The following is a 21,673-nucleotide window of genomic DNA, read 5'->3' on the forward strand; positions in this document are numbered from 1 at the left end:
AAGGTCGGAAACGATGACGTCGCAAGGTATGCGCAAATTATTATCCCGGGCCAGCTCCACCATCCTGGCACTGTCGGTCGCCGGCATGGCCGCCGCCAATCCGGGGGTAGTCCAGCAACTGGCCATGGATCAGGTCCACTGGTCTTTTACTGGCGACCGCTTCCACTGCGAACTTGAGCTGGATCTGAAAAAAAATGGCGAATTGTTGCTGAGCCACCCGGCTGGCACCCCCATGCAGGTGCACTACCGCCCGGCCCAGGCCCTGCCGGCCGAGGTGTCACTGGCCAGCCGCACCGCACCCTGGCAGGGTGATCGTCAGAGCCAGGCCACCGCATTGGCGGCCCGCGACGATCACTTCCGGCTCGACCAGCACACCAGCCGCTCAGTGCTGACCGCCCTCGACAGCGGCCTCTGGACCAGCCTGTACCTGGATACCCTGGAGCTGCGCATTCCCACCGTGAACTGGGCACCGGTTGCCGACCGCTTCCGCCAGTGCGAGCAGCAACTGTCACCGCTGTCGGTGCACCAGGCCCGCGACCAGGTGGTGTTCTACCAGGCCGGTCAACGGGCCCTGACTCCCGAGCAGATCGCCGACCTGGAGGACCTGGCCCGCTATGTCCAGCTTGATCCCCAGGTTCGCAAGCTGCTGGTCGATGGCCACACCGACAACACCGGCTCCCGCCTGGGCAACCTGCAGATTGCCCGCGAACGTGCCGCCGACGTGGCTGCGGTGCTCAAGGCCGCCGGCATTCCCAACACCATGATTGAACAGCGGGCCCACGGCGACCGCTACCCGTCCGCCAACAACGACACCGCTGAAGGCCGGGACCTGAACCGCCGCGTCACCATCCGTATCGTCAGGCAGGAAACTGAGGAAACCTCATGAAGACGCCCTTGCTCATGATTCAAGCCAGCCCGCTGGCCACCAGTCTTCACCAACAGCTGATCGCCGCCGACTACGACGTTCGCCTGGTCAACGGCACCGCGCCGGAGCTGGACCCGGGTACACCGCCGCCAAGCCTGATCCTGCTGGACGCCGCCGTCAGCCCGGACATCGTGCCGGTGCTGCGCGACCTCGGCCTGCGCTACCCCGGCTGCCCGGTCATCACCCTGGTGGATGCGGGACAGAGCGCGCTGGCCGGCGAGGCCATGCACCATGGCGCCATGGATTACCTGCTCAAGCCCTTTACCGGTGAGCAACTGGTGGCCACGGTCAACCATGCCCTGAGCCTGAACCAGCCCATCCCCGACATGGTGGTGGCGTCACCGGCCAGCCAGCAGGTCCTGCTGCTGGCCAAGAAGGCTGCCCAAACCAACGCCTCAATCCTGATCGGTGGCGAGTCCGGCACCGGCAAGGAATGCCTGGCGCGGTATATCCACGATCAGTCGCCGCGAGCCAAGGGTCCCTACGTGGCGGTCAACTGCGCGGCCATTCCTGAAACCATGCTTGAGTCCACCCTGTTTGGCCATGCCCGGGGCGCCTTTACCGGTGCTCAGCAGAGCCAGACCGGCAAGTTCGAGCTGGCCAACGGCGGTACCCTGGTGCTGGATGAGATCTCCGAGATGCCGCTGGCCCTGCAGGCAAAACTGCTGCGGGTGTTGCAGGAACGGGAACTGGAGAAGCTGGGCTCAAACCAGAAGGTGAAACTCGATGTCCGGGTCATTGCCGCCAGCAACCGTGACCTGCGCGCCGAGGCCGCCGCCGGCCGCTTCCGCGAAGACCTGTTCTACCGCCTCGACGTGCTGCCACTGAGCTGGCCGGCCCTGCGCCAGCGTCAGGAAGACATCCTGCCACTGGCCCGTCACTTCCTCGCCAAGCACGCCCCGGAATCCGGCTTCGAACTGCATCCGGAGGCTGCCCGGGCGCTGCTGGCCCACGACTGGCCCGGCAACGTGCGGGAACTGGAAAATACCATCCAGCGCGCGCTGATCCTGGCCCGTGGCCTGGTAATCCAGAGCATCGACCTGATGCTGCCAGACACCGTGCCAGTGCCCGCCCCGGCACCGGCGGCGTCCAGCCTGCAGCACTCCCGGCGCTCTGCCGAATTCCAGCACGTACTGGATACCCTGCGCCGCTTTAACGGCCATCGCAAGGACACCGCCGAGGCCCTCGGCGTCACCACCCGGGCACTGCGTTACAAACTCGCGGCAATGCGCGAGCAAGGCATCGACATCAATCAGGCTGCCGTCACCGGCTAACAGGAGAACACCATGGCTATTCAGGCAATCAATACCCAGTCGGTACTGCTCGACACCATGACCCAGTTACGGGGTGATGCGGCCGTGGCACCGGCCCAGCGCAGTGCCGAACAGGACGTCAACTTCACCCAGGTGATGCAGGCCGCCCTCAACACCATCGACGCCCAGCAGCATCACGCCGGACAGTTGCAGACCGCGGTGGAAACCGGCCAGAGCGACGACCTGGTGGGCGCCATGGTCGCCAGCCAGAAGGCCGGCCTGAGCTTCTCGGCACTGGTCCAGGTTCGAAACCGCCTGGTGTCCGGTTTCGATGAAATCATGCGGATGCCGGTGTAAGGGCCTGAGTCATGTCTGAGCTGATCAACGCACTGCCCAGCACCGTCACCAATGGCCAGGGAGGCGGCGCCAGCGCCAGCCGTTCCCGGGCCCAGTCCCTGCTGCAGGGCTGGCGCCGCCTCTCCGGTGATTCCCGTTCGATCATCGTGGTCGCCCTGCTGGCGGCCCTGGTGGCCGCCGCCATCGTTATCATCCTGTGGACCAACAGCGGCCAGTATGTCCCGCTATACGGCAACCAGGAGCGTTACGACAGCGCCTCCATCCTGGAGGTACTGGAAGCCGAAACCATCGACTTTGAACTCGACAGCCGCAGCGGCAACATCCTGGTGCCCAAGGACCAGATTGCCAGCGCGCGGATGAAGTTGGCTGCTCGCGGCGTAACCGCCCAGATGCCGGCCGGTATCGAAGGCCTTAACGAACTGTCCGGCATCAGCACCAGCCAATTCATGGAGTCCACCCGCTACACCCACGCAGTGGAAGGGGAACTGGCCCGCACCATCATGACCCTGGAGCAGGTCCGCAATGCCCGGGTGCACCTGGCCATCCCTGAGCGCACGCTGTTTGTTGGCCGCGAGGAACAGACCCCCACCGCCTCGGTGGTGCTGGACCTCAGTGGCCACCTCGATGAAACCCAGGTGGAAGCCATCGTGAATCTGGTGGCTGCCGGCATTCCCGGCATGAAGCCGGGCTCGGTGTCGGTGGTCAACCAGGCCGGCGAGCTGTTGTCCGCCGGTATTGGCGAGGACAGCCCAGGCCGGGTCAGCACCCGCCAGATGGACTACATCTCCAAGCTGGAAGACAAGGTCGCCAACCGTGCCAGCGACATGCTGGAGCCGATGCTGGGCGCCGGCAACTTCCGCATCCGGGTCGCCGCCGACGTCGACTTCTCAGAGGTTGAGGAAACCCGCGAAGTCCTGGACGGCGAGCCGGTGCTGCTGTCGGAAAACTCGGTGCTGGACAACGCCGCCGGCCAGCTCGCGCTGGGCATTCCCGGCGCCCTCACCAACCAGCCACCGGTCCCACAACCGGATCAGGCCGATGAGGAAGGCCAGGATGCGGCCGCGGTCAATCGCCGGGAAGAGGTCAACCGCCGCTTCGAAACCGGACGTGCGGTCACCCACACCCGCCTGGATGAGGCTCGGGTCCGTCAGCTGTCGGTATCGGTACTGGTCAATGATGGCAATGCCCCCGATGGCGGCTGGACCCAGGCCCAGCTCGACAAGATGAGCGCACTGGTACACACCGCCGCCGGACTCGATACCGAGCGCGGCGACGTCATAACCCTGCAGAGCGCGCCGTTCGTCGCCAAGCCGGCAGCCGCGCCCGTACCCCAGGCCACGCCCTGGTATCAGGACCTGACCCCATGGGAGACCCACATCCGTTACGCCCTCGGCAGCCTGATGCTGCTGCTGTTGATCCTGTTCGGCATTCGCCCGCTGGTGAAGCACCTGACCAACAGCGCCGCCGGCCAGCCCCAGAACCGTTTCGCCAGCAAGCGCAGTCAGGACACCGATGACAGTGACGACGACGAACGCACAGTCACCCGTACCGACACCAATGCAACAGCAAGCGCCAGTGCCGAGGCCTCCGCCAGCAAACAGGAAGCCGCCGAGACCAGCGCTGATGCCGCCTCCACCCTGAGCCTGCCACCACCGGGCTCGGAACTGGAGGTACAACTGGAACACCTGCGGTTGCTGGCCGATAAAGAAACCAACCGCGTTGCCGACGTCATCAAATCATGGGTAGAGGATCATGGACACACAAGTCGTTGAAACCAACTCCCTCGACAAGGCCGCCATCCTGCTGCTGTCGATGGGTGAAGATGCTGCCGCCAAGGTTCTCAGTCGGTTGGGCCGGGATGAGGTCACCACCCTGTCCAATCGCATGGCCAAGCTCGCCGGCGTCTCCACCGACGCCGCCCGTGACGTGATCCAGGGCTTCTTTGACCATTTCCGCGACCAGAGTGGCATCAGCGCGGCCTCCCGCGACTACCTGGAGCGCACCCTGGACATGGCCGTGGGCAAGCGCCTGGCCAAGGGCATGATCGACGACATCTACGGCGACGCCCTGAAAGACGAGCTGCAGAAGCTGCAATGGGTGCCGGCGGAAACCCTGGCCCGCTTCTTCGCCACCGAGCATCCCCAAATGCAGGCGGTATTGCTGGCCTTCCTGCCACCGGAGACCGCCTCCGGGGTACTGGCAGAGCTGCCGGACAACTGCCACGACGATCTGCTCTATCGGGTCGCCAACATGCACGAAGTCAGTGACCAGGTGCTGTCAGAGCTGCGCGACGCCCTCGGCCGCTGTCTGCAGTTCGTCTCCGAGCGCAGCACTGCGCGGGTAGACGGAGTCAAGCAGGCCGCCGACATCCTCAATCGCTTCCGCGGTGATCGCGCCAGCCTGATGGACATGCTCAAGCTCCACAACGAAGAGCTGGCGCGTTCGGTGTCCGAGAACATGTACGACTTCATGACCCTGGGGCGCCAGTCCACCGACGTGCTCCAGGTGCTGGTGCAGGAGATTCCCGAGGACATCCTCTCGCTCTCCCTCAAGGGCGCTGCGCCGGAGGTCCGGGATGCACTGATGGGCGCCCTGCCCCGACGGATGGCGCAGTCCATCCTCGACCGCACCCAGGCTCTGGGCCTGGTGCCGGTCAGTCAGGTGGAAGACGCCCGGCGGGAAGTCATGCGCCTGGTGCGGGAACTGCACGAACAGGAAGTGATCAACTACCAGATCTTCGAGGAAACGGTCGTAGACTGACGCTATGGACAAACTCAGGGGCAACTACCGCAGGCATCGCTTCCGCTCCCTGGCCGCACTGGAGGCCAGCGATCGCGGCGAGCAGGACCCATTCCAGCAGGGTTATGACGAAGGCTTCCGCCAGGGCCAGGAACGCGGCCTGGAGCAGGGCCTGGCCGATGGCCGCAGTCAGGGCGAGGCCCAGGGCTACGAGGCCGGCTACCAGCAGGGCCTGGGCAAGGGCGAGGATGCCGGACGCCACACCTTCAACGCCGCGCTGGCACCGTTGCAGAGTATCCAGGGTAAGCTGGAGGAGCTGCGTCAGCAGGAGCTACGGGAACACACCGAACAGCTGTGCCAACTGGTGGAACAGGTGGCCCGGCGGGTGGTGCACGCCGAACTCAGCCTCAACCCCGACCAAATGCTGAAACTGGTGGAAGAGGCGCTGACCCGCATGGACACCCGCAAGGGCGACGTCACCGTGTACCTGTCGCCGGACGACTACCAGCGCCTGGCCCGTACTGGCACCAACCACATTGGTGATTACCCGGTCCAGCCCGACGACGCCCTGGCCATTGGCGACTGCCGCCTGGAGAGCGACCAGCAGCAACAGACCATTCGCAGCGAAGAGCGGCTGCAGGGCTGTGTGGACAAGGTGCGCGAGGAACTGACCCAGGAGTCGCCACAATGATCCGCACCGGAACCCGCGCATGAACACCTTGCCCGAACAGCTGGCGCGCGCCGCCGAGCGCTTGCGGGAAGTGCCACGGGAGACCGTCACCGGCCGCCTGGTGCGGGTGACCGGACTTACCCTGGAAGTCGTCGGCTGTCGACTGGTGATTGGCCAACGCTGCCTGGTGGACACCCACCAGGGCGACCCGGTGCTGGCGGAAGTGGTCGGCTTTGACCGCGACACCGCCTTCCTGATGCCCTACCGCGCGGTCGGTGGCCTGTACGCCGGGGCCCGGGTCCAGCGCCTGGACGACGATCTGCAACTGCCGGTGGGCAACAACCTGCTTGGCCGCACCTTTGACGGCCTGATGCAGCCCCTCGACGACGGTCCCGCCGTCAGTGGCGACCGCCTGCCGCTGCACGCGGCGCCCCCCAATCCGCTGAAACGGCGGCCGGTGCGGGAACCACTGGATGTCGGGGTCCGCGCCATCAACGCCCTGCTCACACCGGGCAAAGGCCAGCGTCTGGGGCTGTTTGCCGGCGCCGGTCTGGGCAAGAGTGTGCTGCTTGGCATGATTACCCGGTTTACCCAGGCCAGCGTGATTGTGGTGGGCCTGATCGGTGAACGCGGACGGGAAGTCCGGGAGTTTCTTGAAGACGCCCTGGGGCCGGAAGGCCTGGCCCGTTCGGTGGTGATCGCCGCGCCGGCGGACCAGTCTCCGCTGATGCGACTGCGGGCCGCCGAGACCTGCCACCGGCTGGCGGAATACTATCGCGACCAGGGCCAGGACGTGCTGCTGTTGATGGATTCCTTTACCCGCTATGCCCAGGCCCAGCGGGAACTGGCACTGGCCATCGGCGAACCGCCGGCAACCCGGGGCTACCCGCCATCGGTGTTCGCCGCCCTGACCCGGCTGGCGGAACGTGCCGGCAACGGCGAAGGTGAAGGTTCACTGACCGCCATCTACACGGTGCTGGCGGAAGGTGATGACCAGCAGGACCCGATTGCCGACGCCGCCCGCGCCATCCTCGACGGTCACGTCATCCTCAGTCGCGAGCTGGCGGAAGCCGGCCACTACCCGGCAATTGATATCAATGCCTCCATCAGCCGGGTCATGCCCCAGGTCACCGACCGCGACCACCAGCAGACCGCTGCACGCTTCCGCCGGCTGCTGTCCCGTTACCAGAGTGTGCGGGAACTGATTCCCCTTGGCGGCTATCACGCCGGCCAGGACCCGGAGCTGGATGAAGCCGTACAGACGCATCCCCGGCTGGCGAGCTTCCTGCAGCAGGCGATCGACGAACCGGCAGGCTATGACCAGAGCCTGCAACAACTGCAAGGGCTGTTTGGCTGATGTTCCACCGCTTCCTCGACCAGCAGCAGAAAACCCTGGAACGCCTGGGCAACGACAAGCAACAGCAGCAGTTGCGCCACCAGCAGGAACAGCAGCGCTACGACAGCCTGAAGTTCTATGTCGACAGCATGGCCAGCGGCGCCAGCGGCAATGCGCTGGTGCACCAGAACCGACTGACCATGCGCCATCAGCTCAACCAGCTACTGGATCAGCAGGCCGACGAATTGCTGTTGGCGGGCAAGGAACTGGAAGCACGGCAGCGGGCATTGCTGGCGCAGTTCGGTAAGGTCAAGGGACTGGAGTTGCTGGTACGACGGCGCCAGCAGCAGGATCAGCAGCGCCAGCGGCGCCAGGAGCAGGGACAGGTGGACGACTGGCTCAACGGAGCTGGTCGTAAGGGTTAGTGGTGGTGCCCAGAAGATCATCCAGCGCCGTGCGGTGACTGGCCAGCAGCTCGCCGTTGCGCTCATTCAGGGCCTGGCAGCGCACCAGTGACGCCTCCAGTTCCCGCCAAAGCGATCGCAATTCCGCGGCCAGGGCCGGTGGCAGTTTGGTCAACAGCCGCTCAAAACCGCCGGCATCGGCGTTCAGTCCCAGGCCCACCAGGATTTCCCCCCGACGGCCGGCACTGACTTCCAGCGCCGCCAACGCGTCACCGATCTGCTCTCCCAGCGGCTGCAGCGCCTCGGCGTCAGTGCGCGCCAGCAGCCGTTGCTGCTCCACCAGCAGTGGCTGCAACCCCTGGCAACGCGCCAGGTCGGCACGGATTCCCCGGGTCAGCTCCGCCAGGGCAGCCTTGGCGCTCATGAGCCGTGTAGGTCCAGCACCGCTTCCGCCAGTACCGCCGGGTCCAGATCGAGCTGACCTTCGGCGATGGCCTGACGCAGGGCATTAACCCGGGTCATGTCGACATCGGAGGCGTCCGCCAGGGACTTTTCCAGACCGCGGCTCTGCAGTTCTGGCGTCGCACTGGCGGCCGTGCTGCTGGTCGCCCCCTGGTCATGGCGGGCGGCGTTGGCACGCTGGTTGGCGCTGGTAACCGGTGTCGTGGCGTGATTGATTTTCATAGCATTCAAACCCAATCAGTGTCTCTGTCAGAGTATAGCGACCGGCTGCCGGCGAAACTGTAACCGAACTTGGAAAAAATGCGTTGGCAGGTATCCGCACCGGTCCAGGGCCCATCAGAATCGGGTTTCGACGATGCCCCGCTCCACCACCCAGGCGGTGATGACCTTGCCGGACGAATGGTTCCGCACCCGGATACCCTCCCCCTTGCTGCCGCTCTGGAGCGCTTCGCCGGTCATCGAGGCAACCACGCCGTCGGCCTCGACCCGGATCAGCACCTGGTCGCCTCGCTCCACCAGCAGCGGTGCTTCCGCCAGGTCCAGGGTGATGACCTGGCCACCACGGATCGCGCGCCGGGTCCGCAGCCCCCGCAACATGCGGATGTCGGTCACAAAATCGCCGTAGATGTCGGCCAGGTCCCGCACCGCCAGCCGCATGGTGTCCCGGTTCAGGCTCTCACCCCGGCGCACCGTCCGCCGGGCCGTCACCACCGGAACCTTGAGCGATACTTCCGCCCGCGCCCGCAGTTCCCATTCCGGCTCACTGCAGCCGATGCGATAGGGCACCCGCCCCCAGATTCGCCCGGAGGCCTGGGCCGGCGCCACCACCAGCTCGCCCTGGCAGCCGGGATGCTGGTCCGCGGCTCCCGGCACCCAGGCTTCCACCTGGTAATCGAAATTGACCCAACCACGCTGACGGGCGTAACGCTGGACCTGGCGCTCGGCGTCCGCGGTGACCCGCGCCACCAGGTCCGCCCGATTCTGGTTCTGGGCCTGAACACCACCAGCGGCCAGCAGCCAGACCAACAGCAGTGCCCCGCCCGTCAGGGGAACCTGCCACTTCCGGGGCGGAAACCACGATTTCCGCCCTGCCTTCCCCACTTCCGCCCTCAATCAGTAACCCCTTGATTTATAGAATCTAAAAGTTGGCACATACCTTGTTAGTACGGTAGCAGGAAATCTCACTGCATGGCACTGGAGACCAACCATGGCACTTATTGTGGACAAGGCACTGGGCGTCCATCAATACGCCCTGTCGATGCGGATGGAACGCTCCCGCATCCTCGCCAGCAACCTGGCCAACGTTGATACCCCGGGCTACCTGTCCCGTGATTTCGACTTCAAGGCCTCCCTGCAGCGGGTCGCCCGGGAGCTGGACGGCCACCACAGCGGCCTGCCCGCACCCAGCCTCGATGCCAGCCGGGATCTCAAGTACCGGGTGCCGATGCAACCGTCCGAAGACGGCAACACCGCCGAGCTCGGCGTGGAACAGGCCCAGTTCGCCGCCAACGCGATGGACTTCCAGACCAGCCTGACGTTCCTGAACATGAAAATTTCCGGCCTGCGCAAGGCCATCGACGGATAACGGATCGAGGAGCCAAACCATGGCATTCCACAACATCTACGACATTGCCGGCAGCGCCATGCGCGCCCAGTCGGTTCGACTGAACACCGTCGCCTCCAACCTGGCCAACGCCAACAGCGCCGCGGGCAGTGAGGAAGATGCCTTCCGCGCCATCAAGCCGGTGTTCGCCAGCCTCTATCAGAGTCTGGAGACCCGCAGCCCGGTCACCAGCCAACGTCTGGCCGCCGCCAGTGTCGGCATCGCCGGTGTCACCGAATCCGACCGCGCCATCGAGCGTCGTCACGAGCCCGGCAGCCCCATTGCCGACGGCGATGGCTACGTCTACTACAGCAACGTCAATGTGGTGGAAGAGATGGCAGACATGATGTCGGCGTCGCGCAATTTCCAGACCTCGGTGGACATGGTCAGCCGGGTCAACAGCATGCAGCAGGGCCTGCTGCGCCTTGGCCAGTCCTGAGGGGATAGGGAACCGACATGACCGTTTCAGCCATGCAGAACCGCGAAACCGGCGGCGCGACGAACACCGGCACGACCGCCAACGCCATTGCCGGCAATGACAACAGCGCCGCGGGACTGAAGAACGAGTTCCTCACCCTGATGGTGGCGCAGATCAAGAATCAGGACCCGCTTAACCCGCTGGACGGCGCCGAGTACGTCGCCCAACTGGCCCAGTTCTCCACCGTTGAAGGCATCGAGAACATGGGCAAACTGCAGAACCAGAACAACGTGCTGATGGACACCCTGCAGGTGTTGCAGAGCACCAACCTGGCCGGCAAGCAGGTCAGCATTCCGGTGGATCGCATCAACCTGGATGCGGAAGAGGAACTCACCGGCACCGTGGCCCTGCCCGCCGCCGCCAGTGAGGTGGAAGTCCGTGCCCTCGACGCCGCTGGCAACGTAGTGGAGTCGGTCAATCTGGGCGCCCGCGACGCCGGCGAAACCGCCTTTACTCTGCCGGAGCTGGATGCCGGCCAATACACCCTGGAGGTGATCGCCCGCAACGGCGATGACCTCACCACCTACCCGCCCAAGCTGCAGCGTACCGTTGAGAAAGTCAGCGTGCCGTCCGATGGCAGCGACATCCGCCTGCAGGTTGCCGGCGTGGGCAGTGTTTCCCTGTTCAGTATCAGCGAATTCCTTGGAGGACGTTCATGAGCTACAACATCGGTCTTAGCGGTTTGCGCACCACCAACCAGTCTCTGGATGTGATCTCCCAGAACATTGCCAACGTGTCCACGGCGGGCTTCAAGGCCAGCCGCCCGGAACTGGCCGCACTCTACTCCGGCGGTCAGCCTGGTGGTGTGGAGATGAATAACGTGTCGCAGAACTTCGGCAAGGACGGCAACAAGAACTTCTCCGGCCGTGAGCTGGACATGGCCATCTCCGGCCAGGGCTTTTTCATCGTCAAGGATCAGAACGGCCAGGACCGCTACACCCGCGCCGGCATGTTCAGCAAGGACGCCAACAACTTCGTCACCACCGCCAACGGTATGAAACTCCAGGGTTACGGCGTCAACGCCAACGGCGATCTGGTTCCGGGTGTGCTGACCGACCTCAAGGTACAGGCCGCCACGGTACCGGCCCAGGCCTCCACCAGCCTGGATTTCGTGGCCAACTTCAAAGCCGATGCGCCTGTGCCGGCCGTCGCACCGCTGGATCCGAACGACACCAACACCTACAACTTTTCCTACTCCAGTGAGGTGTACGACTCCCTTGGCAATGAGCACACCCTGACCAAGTACATGGTGAAAACCGGCGCCAATACCTGGGATGTGCACATGTATATGAACGGCGCCGCCATGGGCGCGCCGACGGCCGTGAACTTCAACTCGGATGGCAGTCTCAATACCCCGGCCGGCCCGGTCGCCCTCACCTATGACCCGAGTGCCACTACTGGCGCGGATGTCATGAACTTTGACCTCAACCTCACTGGCACCACCCAGTACGCCGGTGACTTCGCGGTTACCGCCAACGCCACCGACGGTTTCGCCTCCGGTGACCTGACCGGGCTGCGGGTGGATGAAGATGGCTCCGTCTCGGCGGTGTACACCAACGGCCGCGACCGGCTGCTGGGTCAGGTGATACTGGCCAACTTTGCCAATCCGGGCGGCCTGTCCCAGGCCGACAGCACCACCTGGACCAAATCCTTCGCCTCCGGTGACGCCGTTACCGGCACCGCTGGCACCGGCGCCCTTGGCACCCTGACTCCCGGCGCCTACGAAGGCTCCAACGTCGACCTGACCGGCGAACTGGTGAACCTGATGACCGCCCAGCGCAACTACCAGGCCAACGCCAAGAGCGTCAGCACCGCCGACCAGCTCACCCAGGTGCTGTTCAGCAACATGTAATAGGGCCCGACCATGGAACGTTACCTCTACACCTCAATGAGCGGCGCGCTGCACACCCTCACGGCGCAGCGCATCCACGCCAACAACCTGGCCAACAGCAGCACCACCGGGTTTCGCCGTGATTTCGAACGCGCCGAGACATACCAGGTGAAGGGGGCGGGCCTGGAGACCAAGTACCTGAGCCAGAGCCAGAGTGCGGTCACCGACTTCACCCCCGGGCGACTGGAAACCACCGGCCGCGACCTCGACGTGGGCATCCGCGGCGCCGGCTTCCTGGCGGTGATCGACGAGGCCGGCAACGAGGCCTACACCCGGGTTGGCAACCTCAGTCTCGATGCCGAGGGCCAGCTGCGCATCCGCGGCCGGGAAGTAGTCGGCGCCGGCGGTGGTCAGCTCGCCATTCCCGAATACCAGGCCATCAGCATCGGTGACAACGGCACCATCTCAGTGACGCCCCCCGGCGGTGGCCAGCTGGAAGCCGGTCAGCTGAAACTGGTCAACCCGCCGCTGGACCAGCTCCGCAAGGGTGAAGACGGCCTGTTCCGTCTCGCCGACGGTGAAGCCGCCGCAGCCGACCCGGAGGTTCTGGTGGTGTCGGGCCATCTGGAACAGTCCAACGTCAATCCGGTGGACGAGATGGTCACCACCATGGCGCTGAGCCGAACCTTTGAGATCCAGATGCGAATGATGAAAGCGGCCGACGAGAACTCCAACGCCGGTAACCGACTGGTTCGAGGCGGCTAAGCGGTCACCGACCGCTTGGCCAACGCCAGTTTTCCGAACCGATAACGATTTCCCAAGATTGAGACAGGAGACAAGTCATGCAGGCAGCACTTTGGGTCGCCAAGACCGGCCTCGCCGCCCAGGACGTCAAGATGGCCACCATTTCCAACAACCTGGCCAACGTCAACACCGTCGGGTTCAAGCGTGACCGGACGTCCTTTGAGGACCTGTTCTACCAGATCGAACGCCAGCCCGGCGCCCAGCAGGATTTCCAGAACCAGCTGCCCACCGGCGTGCAGGTCGGCACCGGTGTGCGCCTGGCGGGCACCGAGAAAGTCCACACCCCGGGCAACTTCGAGAACACTGGCCAGGACCTGGATGTGGCCATCGTCGGTAAGGGCTTTTTCCAGATTGAACAGCCCAATGGTGAGCTGGCCTACACCCGTAACGGTCAGTTCCAGCGCAACGCCGAAGGCCTGATGGTCAACACCAGTGGCCTGCCACTGGTACCACAGATCCAGATCCCCGAGGATGCGGTCGGCGTCAGCATTGGCACCGACGGCATTGTGATGGCCAAGCTGGCCGGCGACCCGGTGCCCCAGCAGATCGGCCAGATCGCCACCGTCAATTTCGCCAACCCCGCTGGCCTGGAAGCCCAGGGTGGCAACCTGTTCCTGGAAACCGCCTCCTCCGGCCAGCCGCTGGAAGGCATCCCGGGAGAGAATGCCCTGGGTCCGCTGAAGCAGAAGAGCCTGGAAAGCTCCAACGTCTCGGTGGTGGAAGAAATGGTCAGCATGATCGCCACCCAGCGTGCCTACGAGATGAACGCCAAGGTGGTGTCCGCCACTGACGAAATGCTGCGCTTTGCCAGCCAGTCAATGTAAGGAGTTTGCCGTGCGTAGCCTGACCCTCCTGCTCACCCTGGCCAGCCTGCTGCTGGCCGGTTGCCAGAGCGCCCACTACGACGTGGCGGTGCCCCAGCCCGGTGAGGAGGCCTGGGCGCCGACCGTGGTGGATGCCAGTGAAGCCCGACGTGGGCCGGGCAGTCTGTACGCTTCGGCGCAACTGTTTACTCTGTTTCAGGACCGGCGAGCCTATCGCATCGGCGACATCCTCACGGTCACCCTGGACGAGGCCACCGAGTCCTCCAAACGCTCCGGCGCCTCCATGGGCAAGAGCTCCGGGTTGTCGATGGGTGCCCCCACCTTCGGCACCAAGACCATTGAGGAGCTGACCGCGGAACTCAACGCCCAGCGTGAGTTCTCCGGCGAGGCCAGCGCCAATCAGCGCAACTCCCTCAGTGGCTACATCACCGTCACGGTGGCGGATGTCATGGCCAACGGCGTGCTGTCGATCAAGGGCGAGAAATGGCTGCGTCTCAACCAGGGCGATGAGTTCATCCGTCTCAAGGGGCTGGTGCGGGTCGATGACATCGACGACGGCAACCGCATTTCCTCCCAGCGCATTGCCAACGCCCAGATCACCTACGCCGGTCGCGGCTCGCTGGCAGAAGCCAATCAGCCCGGTTGGCTGACCCGCTTCTTCCAGAGCCCCCTGTTCCCGTTTTGAGGTTTGCAATGAGAACCCTGCTTAGCTGCCTGCTGTTACTGCTCACCCTCTCCGCCGAGGCCCGGTCACTGATGGACCTGGTGGACGTCAAAGGCCTGCGCCAGAACCAGCTGATCGGCTATGGCCTGGTGGTCGGCCTGACCGGCACCGGCGACCGTAACCAGGTGCGTTTCACCAGCCAGTCGATGACCAACATGCTCAAGCAGTTTGGTGTTCAACTGCCGGAGAACGTCGATCCCAAGCTGCGCAACGTCGCCGCGGTCTCGGTGCACGCCACCCTGTCCAGCGTTGCCAGCAGCGGCCAGACCCTGGACGTGACGGTGTCCTCCATCGGCGATGCCAGCAGCCTGCAGGGCGGTACCCTGCTGCTGACGCCCCTGCACGGGGTCGACGGCGAGATTTACGCGGTCGCCCAGGGCAACTTGGTGGTGGGCGGGCTCGGCGCCCGTGGCCGCGACGGCTCCTCGGTGCAGGTCAACATCCCCACCGTTGGCATCATTCCCGAGGGCGCCATCATTGAGCAGGAAGTGCCGGTGCAGGAACAGCTGCCGCAACAGGTCACCCTGACCCTGAAAGCGCCTCATTACCGCACCGCCCGTAACGTTGAGCTGGCCATCAACCGGGTCTTTGGTCCGGGCGTGGCCGCCGCCCAGGATTCCGGCCGTATCCACGTCAATGCACCGGTGCAGCCGGACCAGCGGGTGGTGTTCATGTCGATGCTGGAAGACATCAATGTGGAGGAAGGCCGCAACCGCCCGCGGGTGGTGTTCAACAGCCGCACCGGCACCCTGGTCATGGGCCAGGGGGTGAAGGTACACAAGTCGGCGGTCAGCCACGGCAACCTCACCGTAACCATTTCCGAGGACACCAACGTGTCCCAGCCCCGGGCCTTTGGTAACGGCCGCACCGTTGCCACCCCGGACTCCCGCATCAACGTCGAGCAGGAGCGGCCCCACATGTTCGTGTGGCCCGAAGGCACCGACCTGGACACCATTGTGCGGGCGGTCAACAGTCTGGGCGCGGCGCCCAGTGACATCATGTCGATCCTCCAGGCGCTGGACGAAGCCGGTGCCCTGGAAGGTGACCTGGTCGTGATCTGAGTAAGGAATCAAGATGAGCCGTATCGATACCACGACGCCAACGTTTTACCAGGACACCTCCAAGCTCAAGCAGCTCAAGGGCCGCGAAGGCCTGGAAGCGGCCGCCAGCGAGTTTGAGGCGATGTTCCTGCAGATGGTGCTGAAGAACATGCGCAGCGCCACCGAGGCCATTGCCGACGACAACAGTCCCTTCAGCAGTCAACAGCAGCAGTTCTACCAGCAGATGGCCGACGGCCAGCTGGCCAGCGACATGGCCAAACGCGGCAGCATGGGCCTGGCCGATGCCCTGGTACAGCAGCTCGGCGGTCACACTGGCACCGAATCGCCGGAGCCATTAAAGAATTCCGGGCCGGTGGTCGCTTCTCCCTCTGTGAACTCGGCGGCTTTTCAACAGCCCCTTAACCGGCCGCACGACAAGGAGACCTAACCACCATGAGCCTGCTGCTGAACGGTCTGTCCGGCCTGTCCGCGTCCCAGAAAGTGCTGGAGGTCGCCAGCCAGAACATTGCCAACCTGAACACCCCGGGTTACACCCGGCAGGACGCCGTGCTGATGTCACGGGGCGGTGGCAATGACCGGCTCAGCGCTGGCAACGGCGTGGAAGTCACCGCCATCCGCCGGATCGCCGATGACTACCGGGTAGCAACCCTGTGGCGGGCCAGCAGCCAGTTCGGTTACGACGACCGCATGCAGACCCTGGTGCAGCAGGTGGAAGGCATCGTCGGCAGCGACGAACTCTCCGTCAACAAGGGGCTCGACACCCTGTTTGCCGCCTTCAACGCCGCCACCGAAGCCCCCCAGTCCATCGCCACCCGACAGCAGATCCTCGCCAGTGCCAGCGCGCTGGCGGACCGCTTCAACCAACTGGCTCACAACCTCGACATCCAGCAGCGGCAGATCGACGAACAGGCAGTGGCGATGACCGCCACCATCAACAGCCAGACCGCCAGCATCGCCCGCCTCAACGAGCGCATTGCCGATGTCCAGGCCCGCGGTGGCAACACCGCCCAGCTTCAGGACCAGCGTGACCTGGCGATCAAGGAATTGGCCGGTCACATGGAGCTGCGAACCCAGGCGTTTCCGGATGGCCGGGTCAACGTCACGCTGTCCAGTGGCCAGCCCCTGGTGCTGGGCAACAAGTCCGCCACGCTGGATTTCAGCGGCGGCACCCTCAGCCTGGAGCTGGAAGGCCAGAACTTCCCGGTGGACCAGCCGGGCGGTGAAATGGGGGCCCTGCTGACCTACCGCGACGTGACCCTGGCGGACATCCGGGGCCGCCTCGACACCCAGGCCCAGGATCTCGCCGACCAGATCAACAACCAGCTGGCGGCCGGCTTCGACCTCAACGGCAACCCGGGTGCCGCGCTGTTCCAGTACGACCCGGCGTCGCCCTCCGGCACCCTTGAACTCAACCCGGCGATCACTCCCGAGGAACTGGCGTTCATTGGCGATGACGGCAGCGGCAACCCGGTCGGCGGCAGCGGTGACAACAGCAACCTGCTCGACGTCGTGGCCCTGAAAACCGGCTTCTACGACAACTTCAGCGGACTGGTCGGCGACATCGCCATCGGCAGCGCCCAGGCTCAGGCCCAGGCGGATGCCAGCCAGTCACTGCTGCACGACGCCCAGAACCAGCGCGACTCGGTCAGTGGCGTCAACCAGGATGAAGAGGCGATCCGGCTGATGACCTTTACCCAGGCCTACCAGGCCAACGCCAAGGTCATCAGCACCGCCGATCAGGTCTTCAACACCTTACTGGGGATGTTCTAATGCGAGTCAGTAGCGGCCAGTTAAACCAGATAGTTCTGCAGGGCCTGCGCCAGCAGGACAAATCCTACGCCGATGTGATGACCCAGATGAGCTCGGGACTGCGGATCAACCGCATCTCCGACGATCCCCTGGGCACCGTCAGCCTGATTGGCCTGGAGCGGGAACAGACCAGTTACCAGCAGTACCGTGACAACGCCACCCGGGTCATGAGCCGGATGGAGCAGAGTGAGACCTACCTCAACACCAGCTTCAATGCCCTGCTGCGGGTTCAGGATCTGGCACTGGCCGCCAGTAACGATTCCGCCACCAATGACGACCGCCAGGCGATGGCATCGGAGCTGCGAACCCTCAAAGACACCCTGGTGAACTTTGCCAACGCCCGCGATGAAGAGGGCAATTACCTGTTCAGCGGCAGTCAGCTCGACACCGCACCGGTCTCCGACACCGGCGCCGGCCTGGCCTACCAGGGCGACAACCTGCGACGGGAAGTGCCCGTTGCCCAGGGCGTGACCCTGGCCGCCAACGAGACCATCGAATCGGTCTATTTCAATGGCGGCAACTTCTTCACCGACCTGGAAAACTTCATCACCGATCTGGAAACCGGCAGTGCCACCCTGGATACCACAGGTCCGGCGATGCTGGATGCCATTGACCGCACCGTCAACGGCATCGGTCAGAAGCTGACGGAGGTGGGGTCGCGCATCAAGAGCGCGAAGAGTCTGGATATGGCCCAGGAGGACCTCGCCCTTACCAACGAAAAGATCCGTGGTAAGATCCAGGATCTGGATTACCTTGATGCCATGGGCCGGGTCAGCCAGATCGAGCTGGCGATGAACACCACCCAGAAGACGTACAGCAAACTCAGTCAGTTGAGCCTGTTCAATCACCTCTAGGCGTTGCCATGAAACCCGAGCTGCCTGTCAATCGCGCTTCCGCGCCCCACCGCCCCAATTCCGGGGTACAGGGACCGTCTGGCCCGAGCAGCAGCGAGAAAGCGCCAAGCACCCAGGCAGACCGGCGGGAGCACAGCGCCATGGCGGTGCGGGTCGAGCGGCACGGCCGCTGGGACCTGCTGGGCCGGGCCCAGAGCCAGCTATCCCATCTGCAGGGCGCGGAAAAGGCGGTGGTCGACAGCTACCGCGAGCTGCTGCAACTGATGCGCCAACTGGAACGCAGCCAGACTCGCGGCGACCAGCTCTCCTCACGGGTCGCCGACCTTCGCAAGCAGCTTAACCAGACTCCACACCTGGACGGCAATCTCAGACTCCAGCACCGGGAAGGACCACAACAGGTCAGCTACCTGCTGGACCGAGTCGACCTGCTCAGCCCCCGCCCCCAGGGCGAGCGTCTCAACATCCAGCTGCCCAATGGTCAGCCCCTCACCCTGCAACTGGCCGCCAACAGCAGCCCGGATGATCAGCTCCGGCAACTGCAACAGGCTTTCGAGCCGCATGGACTGAAAGCCGACCGCAACGACCAGGGGCAACTGCGGCTGCGCGGGGCCGAGGCTTTGTTATCCTCACCCTGGGTGTTCCGGGGCCAGGGCATCCGGGTACCGGCGGGCAATCCGGTGCCGATCCAGCTGGGCGCGGAACCAGACCAGCTGTCGCAGCTCCAGGCCGGTCTCGACAAGGGCAACGTCCAAGCGGAAAAACAACGCCTGCGAGACCTGCTCAGCACCCTGGAGCAGCAGCGCCGCACCCTGGAGAATCAGCGCCAGCAATTGCTGCGGCAGATTTCCCAGCTACGCACGTCCGACACCGGCCAGACCGAACAGCATCTGGAACTCAGCGGCGCGGTCCGCCAGACCCTGCAGAACGGCGATTTCACGCTTCAGCTCAATACCCTGATGGCGCAGGCCAACGTCTCCCGTTTTTCGGTCGTTGCTCTGCTCGGTCGCTGAAGCCGTCCGGATTCGGCAATCCCGACCAACACATCTCCGTTTTCTTCACACCACTTTCTTCAGAACAATCTCGCCGCGCCCATCCTGCCAAGATCGACCAGCAACAAAACCAAGCCCAAGCCACTGTTTTTAAATCACATTCACACCAACAACATTCGGTAACAAAACCCTCGCATTTTATTGCAGGAAGAATTTCAGTTTCCCCAGCCACTGGCCGCTCTTCTTCCCATGAGACAACGCAACACCGCCAACGCGGTACGACCCAAGACACAGGAGAACCATCATGGGACTGTCCATCCACACCAACTTCGCTTCCCTGGTTACCCAGAACACCCTGAACAAGAACAACGGCATGCTCTCCACCGCGATGGAGCGTCTGGGCACCGGCCTGCGCATCAACAGCGCCGCTGACGACGCCGCCGGCCTGCAGATTGCCAACCGTCTGAACGCTCAGACCCGCGGCATGGAAGTCGCCCAGCGCAACTCCCAGGACGCCATCAGCATGCTGCAGACCGCTGACGGCGCGCTTGATGAAATCTCCAGCATCGCCTTCCGCATGAAAGACCTGGCCACCCAGTCTGCCAACGGCACCAACAACGCTGACGACCGTGCCGCCCTGGATGCGGAATACCAGGAGCTGACCGCGGAAGTGACCCGGATCATGCAGGAAACCAGCTACGGCGGTGAGACCCTGCTGGAAGGCGGTACCCTGGCAGCAGCGGTAACCTTCCAGATCGGTGCCGGCTCCGGTGAAGACCTGGCCCTGGACGCCTCCAGCGGTGTTACTGCTGTTACAACTGCCTACGGCGCCCTGACTGACATCACCACCCAGGCCAACGCAGACACCAACATCGATGCGGCCGACACCCTGATCGACGCCGTTGGCTCTGTTCGCGCCAAGCTGGGTGCCAACGTCAACCGTCTCGAGCACACCATCAACAACCTGGCCTCCATCAGCCAGAACACCGAGGCTGCCAAAGGGCGGATCATGGACGCGGACTTCGCCACCGAAAGTTCCAACATGACCAAACAGCAGATGCTGATGCAGTCCGGCATCTCGGTTCTGGGCAACGCCAACCAGATGAGTGGCCTGGTCACTTCCCTGCTGCGCTAAGTCCCGGCGTTCCCCGCTTGAGCCCCACCCGGGGCTCTTGCTTTTCCCAGCGGGGAATCTCTGATTGTGGCCTGACTCCCACCGTCGCAGGACACAACCAAAGGTTCCCGGGCCAACCAAGGAGACCCGACCATGATCAACGGCAGTACTGACGTTCAGTCCCTCGCCCTGCAGTTCATGCAGGCCGACCGGGCGTCCCAGGACCAGTTCTTCGCCCAGCGCCAGAACGCCTACCAGACCCAGCTCAAGGCCTACCAGGCGCTGACCGGCAAGATCAATGAGCTGCACTCAACCATCGATGCCCTGGCGGATAAAAACAGTCTGGAAGCCTACAGCGTGACCCAGTCCGCCGAAGGCTATGCCGACATTACCGCCAGCGGTAACGCCGCCTCCGGCCAGTACCAGATCAACATCGATCAGCTTGCCACCGCCCACCAGGTCGCTCTGGACTTTGCCTCCGAGACCGATCCGGTGGCCACCAGCGGCCAGCTGACCCTTGGCCTTGGCGGCGACACCTTCAACATCGACATGGCCAGCCTGGGTGCCGGTGCCGACCTCACCGACCTGCGGGATGCCATTAACGCCCACGCCGACAACCCGGGGGTGCAGGCATCCATCGTGCGCACCGGCGGTGCGGTCAAACTGATGCTTACCAGCGAGGAAACCGGCGCCGCCAACGTGGTGTCGATGACCACCAGTGGCGATCCCGCCATGGCGGACATCCAGACCGCCATCGACAACCACACCGAGCTGAGCCAGGCCCAGGATGCCCGCATCTATCTGGGGGCCAACCAGTCGCTGGAGCTGACCTCAGCCTCCAACAGCTTCGACAACGCCATTGATGGCCTCACCATCGACCTGAAAAAGACCCACGCCGCGGCCGGGGACGTGCTGACCTTTACCGTCGGCCAGGACGGTGAAGCCACCCGCGAGCAGTTACAAACCCTGGTGGATGGTTACAACGCCATTGTCGATACTGTGAACCAGAAGGGCGTGACCGGCGACAGCACCGCACGCATGCTGGTGCAGCAGCTGCGACGGGAACTCAGCGGGTCCGGCATCAGTGGTCTGGGCCTGGAGTTCAACATGTCCGGCAAGCTGACCCTGGAAAGCGGCCGTCTCGACGACGCCCTGGCCGCCAACCCCGATGCCCTGACCGAAACCTTCGGCGGCGACACCGGTCTGCTGGCCAAGCTGGATGCCCGTCTCGATACCTTCACCAAGGGTGACGATTCGCTGCTGAAGAGTTCCAGCAATGCGGTCCAGTCCAGTCTCGACCAACTGCAGGACCGGATGGACCGGTTCGACCTGCGGATGGAGCAAACCTACAACCGTTACGTCAACCAGTTCAGCCAGATGCAGAGCCTGGTCATGCAGATGCAGCAGACCGCCGGCCTGTTCTAAGCCATTTATTC

25 protein-coding genes are annotated in these 21,673 nt (G+C 64.2%); 22 read left to right on the forward strand and 3 right to left on the reverse strand.

Annotated features, from left to right (window positions below; translation table 11 throughout):
• The first annotated feature begins 28 nt into the window (after positions 1 to 28).
• From MLD24_RS11955 to MLD24_RS11990, 8 genes are read left to right on the forward strand one after another with little or no spacing between them, the layout of a single operon-like run.
• Entirely contained in the window at positions 29 to 886 is an 858-nt protein-coding gene (locus MLD24_RS11955; protein ID WP_248166806.1) for a MotY family protein, read from the forward strand.
• Positions 883 to 2,199: a sigma-54-dependent transcriptional regulator gene (locus tag MLD24_RS11960; RefSeq protein WP_248166807.1), complete on the forward strand. Its 1,317-nt coding sequence runs from the start codon at positions 883 to 885 to the stop codon at positions 2,197 to 2,199. Before MLD24_RS11955 ends, MLD24_RS11960 begins: the two co-directional genes overlap by 4 nt.
• Before the next feature lie 12 nt (positions 2,200 to 2,211).
• Complete coding sequence (gene fliE, locus MLD24_RS11965) at positions 2,212 to 2,535, forward strand: flagellar hook-basal body complex protein FliE (protein WP_248166808.1); 324 nt, start codon at positions 2,212 to 2,214, stop codon at positions 2,533 to 2,535.
• Between the two features lie 11 nt (positions 2,536 to 2,546).
• Entirely contained in the window at positions 2,547 to 4,307 is a 1,761-nt protein-coding gene (fliF, locus tag MLD24_RS11970; RefSeq protein WP_248166809.1) for a flagellar basal-body MS-ring/collar protein FliF, read from the forward strand.
• A complete protein-coding gene (locus MLD24_RS11975) occupies positions 4,288 to 5,295 on the forward strand; it encodes a FliG C-terminal domain-containing protein (RefSeq protein WP_227173763.1) in 1,008 nt (335 codons plus the stop codon). Before fliF ends, MLD24_RS11975 begins: the two co-directional genes overlap by 20 nt.
• A 4-nt stretch (positions 5,296 to 5,299) precedes the next feature.
• Positions 5,300 to 5,965, forward strand: a complete 666-nt coding sequence (locus tag MLD24_RS11980) for a FliH/SctL family protein (protein WP_248166810.1) — start codon at positions 5,300 to 5,302, stop codon at positions 5,963 to 5,965.
• A gap of 19 nt (positions 5,966 to 5,984) precedes the next feature.
• On the forward strand, positions 5,985 to 7,301 hold the full coding sequence (locus MLD24_RS11985; RefSeq protein WP_282450615.1) for a FliI/YscN family ATPase: 1,317 nt from the start codon (positions 5,985 to 5,987) through the stop codon (positions 7,299 to 7,301).
• On the forward strand, positions 7,301 to 7,705 hold the full coding sequence (locus tag MLD24_RS11990) for a flagellar FliJ family protein (protein ID WP_248166811.1): 405 nt from the start codon (positions 7,301 to 7,303) through the stop codon (positions 7,703 to 7,705). The genes MLD24_RS11985 and MLD24_RS11990 overlap by 1 nt, the downstream gene beginning before the upstream one ends.
• Here the strand turns inward: MLD24_RS11990 and flgN are convergent.
• The 3 genes from flgN to flgA form a co-directional block, all read right to left on the reverse strand.
• Positions 7,680 to 8,108: a flagellar protein FlgN gene (gene flgN / locus MLD24_RS11995; protein WP_248166812.1), complete on the reverse strand. Its 429-nt coding sequence runs from the start codon at positions 8,106 to 8,108 to the stop codon at positions 7,680 to 7,682. The two genes, MLD24_RS11990 and flgN, sit on opposite strands and share 26 nt — an antisense overlap.
• Entirely contained in the window at positions 8,105 to 8,368 is a 264-nt protein-coding gene (gene flgM, locus MLD24_RS12000) for a flagellar biosynthesis anti-sigma factor FlgM (RefSeq protein WP_227173759.1), read from the reverse strand. The genes flgN and flgM overlap by 4 nt, the downstream gene beginning before the upstream one ends.
• Positions 8,369 to 8,482: 114 nt before the next feature.
• Positions 8,483 to 9,172: a flagellar basal body P-ring formation chaperone FlgA gene (gene flgA / locus MLD24_RS12005; protein WP_248166813.1), complete on the reverse strand. Its 690-nt coding sequence runs from the start codon at positions 9,170 to 9,172 to the stop codon at positions 8,483 to 8,485.
• Positions 9,173 to 9,353: 181 nt separating this feature from the next.
• Between flgA and flgB the strand changes: the two genes are divergently transcribed.
• The 14 genes from flgB to fliD all read left to right on the forward strand — a co-directional run bounded on the left by flgB (position 9,354) and on the right by fliD (position 21,662).
• Complete coding sequence (gene flgB / locus MLD24_RS12010; protein WP_248166814.1) at positions 9,354 to 9,731, forward strand: flagellar basal body rod protein FlgB; 378 nt, start codon at positions 9,354 to 9,356, stop codon at positions 9,729 to 9,731.
• Between the two features lie 19 nt (positions 9,732 to 9,750).
• Positions 9,751 to 10,188, forward strand: coding sequence for a flagellar basal body rod protein FlgC (flgC, locus tag MLD24_RS12015; RefSeq protein ID WP_227173756.1), 438 nt, complete (start codon positions 9,751 to 9,753; stop codon positions 10,186 to 10,188).
• 17 nt (positions 10,189 to 10,205) lie between these two features.
• Positions 10,206 to 10,886, forward strand: coding sequence for a flagellar hook capping FlgD N-terminal domain-containing protein (locus MLD24_RS12020; RefSeq protein WP_248166815.1), 681 nt, complete (start codon positions 10,206 to 10,208; stop codon positions 10,884 to 10,886).
• Positions 10,883 to 12,079, forward strand: coding sequence for a flagellar hook protein FlgE (gene flgE, locus MLD24_RS12025; RefSeq protein ID WP_227173754.1), 1,197 nt, complete (start codon positions 10,883 to 10,885; stop codon positions 12,077 to 12,079). The genes MLD24_RS12020 and flgE overlap by 4 nt, the downstream gene beginning before the upstream one ends.
• Positions 12,080 to 12,091: 12 nt before the next feature.
• Complete coding sequence (locus MLD24_RS12030; protein WP_227173753.1) at positions 12,092 to 12,823, forward strand: flagellar basal body rod protein FlgF; 732 nt, start codon at positions 12,092 to 12,094, stop codon at positions 12,821 to 12,823.
• A 77-nt stretch (positions 12,824 to 12,900) separates the two neighbouring features.
• On the forward strand, positions 12,901 to 13,686 hold the full coding sequence (gene flgG / locus MLD24_RS12035) for a flagellar basal-body rod protein FlgG (RefSeq protein ID WP_227173752.1): 786 nt from the start codon (positions 12,901 to 12,903) through the stop codon (positions 13,684 to 13,686).
• A 10-nt stretch (positions 13,687 to 13,696) separates the two neighbouring features.
• Complete coding sequence (flgH, locus tag MLD24_RS12040) at positions 13,697 to 14,371, forward strand: flagellar basal body L-ring protein FlgH (protein WP_227173751.1); 675 nt, start codon at positions 13,697 to 13,699, stop codon at positions 14,369 to 14,371.
• An 8-nt stretch (positions 14,372 to 14,379) separates the two neighbouring features.
• Positions 14,380 to 15,471, forward strand: a complete 1,092-nt coding sequence (locus MLD24_RS12045) for a flagellar basal body P-ring protein FlgI (RefSeq protein ID WP_282450616.1) — start codon at positions 14,380 to 14,382, stop codon at positions 15,469 to 15,471.
• A gap of 13 nt (positions 15,472 to 15,484) precedes the next feature.
• Positions 15,485 to 15,898 carry a rod-binding protein gene (locus MLD24_RS12050; protein ID WP_227173749.1) on the forward strand — a complete coding sequence of 138 codons (414 nt, stop codon included), beginning with the start codon at positions 15,485 to 15,487 and terminating at the stop codon, positions 15,896 to 15,898.
• 5 nt (positions 15,899 to 15,903) lie between these two features.
• Positions 15,904 to 17,241, forward strand: a complete 1,338-nt coding sequence (gene flgK / locus MLD24_RS12055) for a flagellar hook-associated protein FlgK (protein WP_248166817.1) — start codon at positions 15,904 to 15,906, stop codon at positions 17,239 to 17,241.
• Positions 17,241 to 18,134, forward strand: coding sequence for a flagellar hook-associated protein FlgL (gene flgL / locus MLD24_RS12060; protein ID WP_248166818.1), 894 nt, complete (start codon positions 17,241 to 17,243; stop codon positions 18,132 to 18,134). Before flgK ends, flgL begins: the two co-directional genes overlap by 1 nt.
• A gap of 8 nt (positions 18,135 to 18,142) precedes the next feature.
• The gene (locus tag MLD24_RS12065) at positions 18,143 to 19,144 is read left to right on the forward strand and encodes a hypothetical protein (RefSeq protein ID WP_248166819.1); all 1,002 of its coding nucleotides are present in this window, start codon (positions 18,143 to 18,145) and stop codon (positions 19,142 to 19,144) included.
• A 283-nt stretch (positions 19,145 to 19,427) separates the two neighbouring features.
• On the forward strand, positions 19,428 to 20,258 hold the full coding sequence (gene lafA / locus MLD24_RS12070) for a lateral flagellin LafA (RefSeq protein WP_248166820.1): 831 nt from the start codon (positions 19,428 to 19,430) through the stop codon (positions 20,256 to 20,258).
• 132 nt (positions 20,259 to 20,390) lie between these two features.
• Entirely contained in the window at positions 20,391 to 21,662 is a 1,272-nt protein-coding gene (fliD, locus tag MLD24_RS12075; protein ID WP_248166821.1) for a flagellar filament capping protein FliD, read from the forward strand.
• The last annotated feature ends 11 nt before the right edge of the window (positions 21,663 to 21,673 follow it).

It is taken from the genome of Marinobacter xestospongiae (assembly GCF_023156385.1).
GTDB classification, from domain to species: domain Bacteria; phylum Pseudomonadota; class Gammaproteobacteria; order Pseudomonadales; family Oleiphilaceae; genus Marinobacter; species Marinobacter xestospongiae.

Bases quoted from the DNA above. Each gene is read 5' to 3' on its own strand.
- flgL (WP_248166818.1), top strand. From the start codon at position 17,241: ATGCGAGTCAGTAGCGGCCAGTTAAACCAGATAGTTCTGCAGGGCCTG.
- MLD24_RS11990 (WP_248166811.1), top strand. From the start codon at position 7,301: ATGTTCCACCGCTTCCTCGACCAGCAGCAGAAAACCCTGGAACGCCTG.
- flgB (WP_248166814.1), top strand. From the start codon at position 9,354: ATGGCACTTATTGTGGACAAGGCACTGGGCGTCCATCAATACGCCCTG.
- MLD24_RS11980 (WP_248166810.1), top strand. From the start codon at position 5,300: ATGGACAAACTCAGGGGCAACTACCGCAGGCATCGCTTCCGCTCCCTG.
- flgC (WP_227173756.1), top strand. From the start codon at position 9,751: ATGGCATTCCACAACATCTACGACATTGCCGGCAGCGCCATGCGCGCC.
- flgE (WP_227173754.1), top strand. From the start codon at position 10,883: ATGAGCTACAACATCGGTCTTAGCGGTTTGCGCACCACCAACCAGTCT.
- MLD24_RS12020 (WP_248166815.1), top strand. From the start codon at position 10,206: ATGACCGTTTCAGCCATGCAGAACCGCGAAACCGGCGGCGCGACGAAC.
- lafA (WP_248166820.1), top strand. From the start codon at position 19,428: ATGGGACTGTCCATCCACACCAACTTCGCTTCCCTGGTTACCCAGAAC.
- MLD24_RS12045 (WP_282450616.1), top strand. From the start codon at position 14,380: ATGAGAACCCTGCTTAGCTGCCTGCTGTTACTGCTCACCCTCTCCGCC.
- fliF (WP_248166809.1), top strand. From the start codon at position 2,547: ATGTCTGAGCTGATCAACGCACTGCCCAGCACCGTCACCAATGGCCAG.
- MLD24_RS12050 (WP_227173749.1), top strand. From the start codon at position 15,485: ATGAGCCGTATCGATACCACGACGCCAACGTTTTACCAGGACACCTCC.
- MLD24_RS11985 (WP_282450615.1), top strand. From the start codon at position 5,985: ATGAACACCTTGCCCGAACAGCTGGCGCGCGCCGCCGAGCGCTTGCGG.
- flgG (WP_227173752.1), top strand. From the start codon at position 12,901: ATGCAGGCAGCACTTTGGGTCGCCAAGACCGGCCTCGCCGCCCAGGAC.
- MLD24_RS11955 (WP_248166806.1), top strand. From the start codon at position 29: ATGCGCAAATTATTATCCCGGGCCAGCTCCACCATCCTGGCACTGTCG.
- MLD24_RS11975 (WP_227173763.1), top strand. From the start codon at position 4,288: ATGGACACACAAGTCGTTGAAACCAACTCCCTCGACAAGGCCGCCATC.
- MLD24_RS12030 (WP_227173753.1), top strand. From the start codon at position 12,092: ATGGAACGTTACCTCTACACCTCAATGAGCGGCGCGCTGCACACCCTC.
- flgM (WP_227173759.1), bottom strand. From the start codon at position 8,368: ATGAAAATCAATCACGCCACGACACCGGTTACCAGCGCCAACCAGCGT.
- MLD24_RS11960 (WP_248166807.1), top strand. From the start codon at position 883: ATGAAGACGCCCTTGCTCATGATTCAAGCCAGCCCGCTGGCCACCAGT.
- fliD (WP_248166821.1), top strand. From the start codon at position 20,391: ATGATCAACGGCAGTACTGACGTTCAGTCCCTCGCCCTGCAGTTCATG.
- MLD24_RS12065 (WP_248166819.1), top strand. From the start codon at position 18,143: ATGAAACCCGAGCTGCCTGTCAATCGCGCTTCCGCGCCCCACCGCCCC.
- flgK (WP_248166817.1), top strand. From the start codon at position 15,904: ATGAGCCTGCTGCTGAACGGTCTGTCCGGCCTGTCCGCGTCCCAGAAA.
- fliE (WP_248166808.1), top strand. From the start codon at position 2,212: ATGGCTATTCAGGCAATCAATACCCAGTCGGTACTGCTCGACACCATG.
- flgN (WP_248166812.1), bottom strand. From the start codon at position 8,108: ATGAGCGCCAAGGCTGCCCTGGCGGAGCTGACCCGGGGAATCCGTGCC.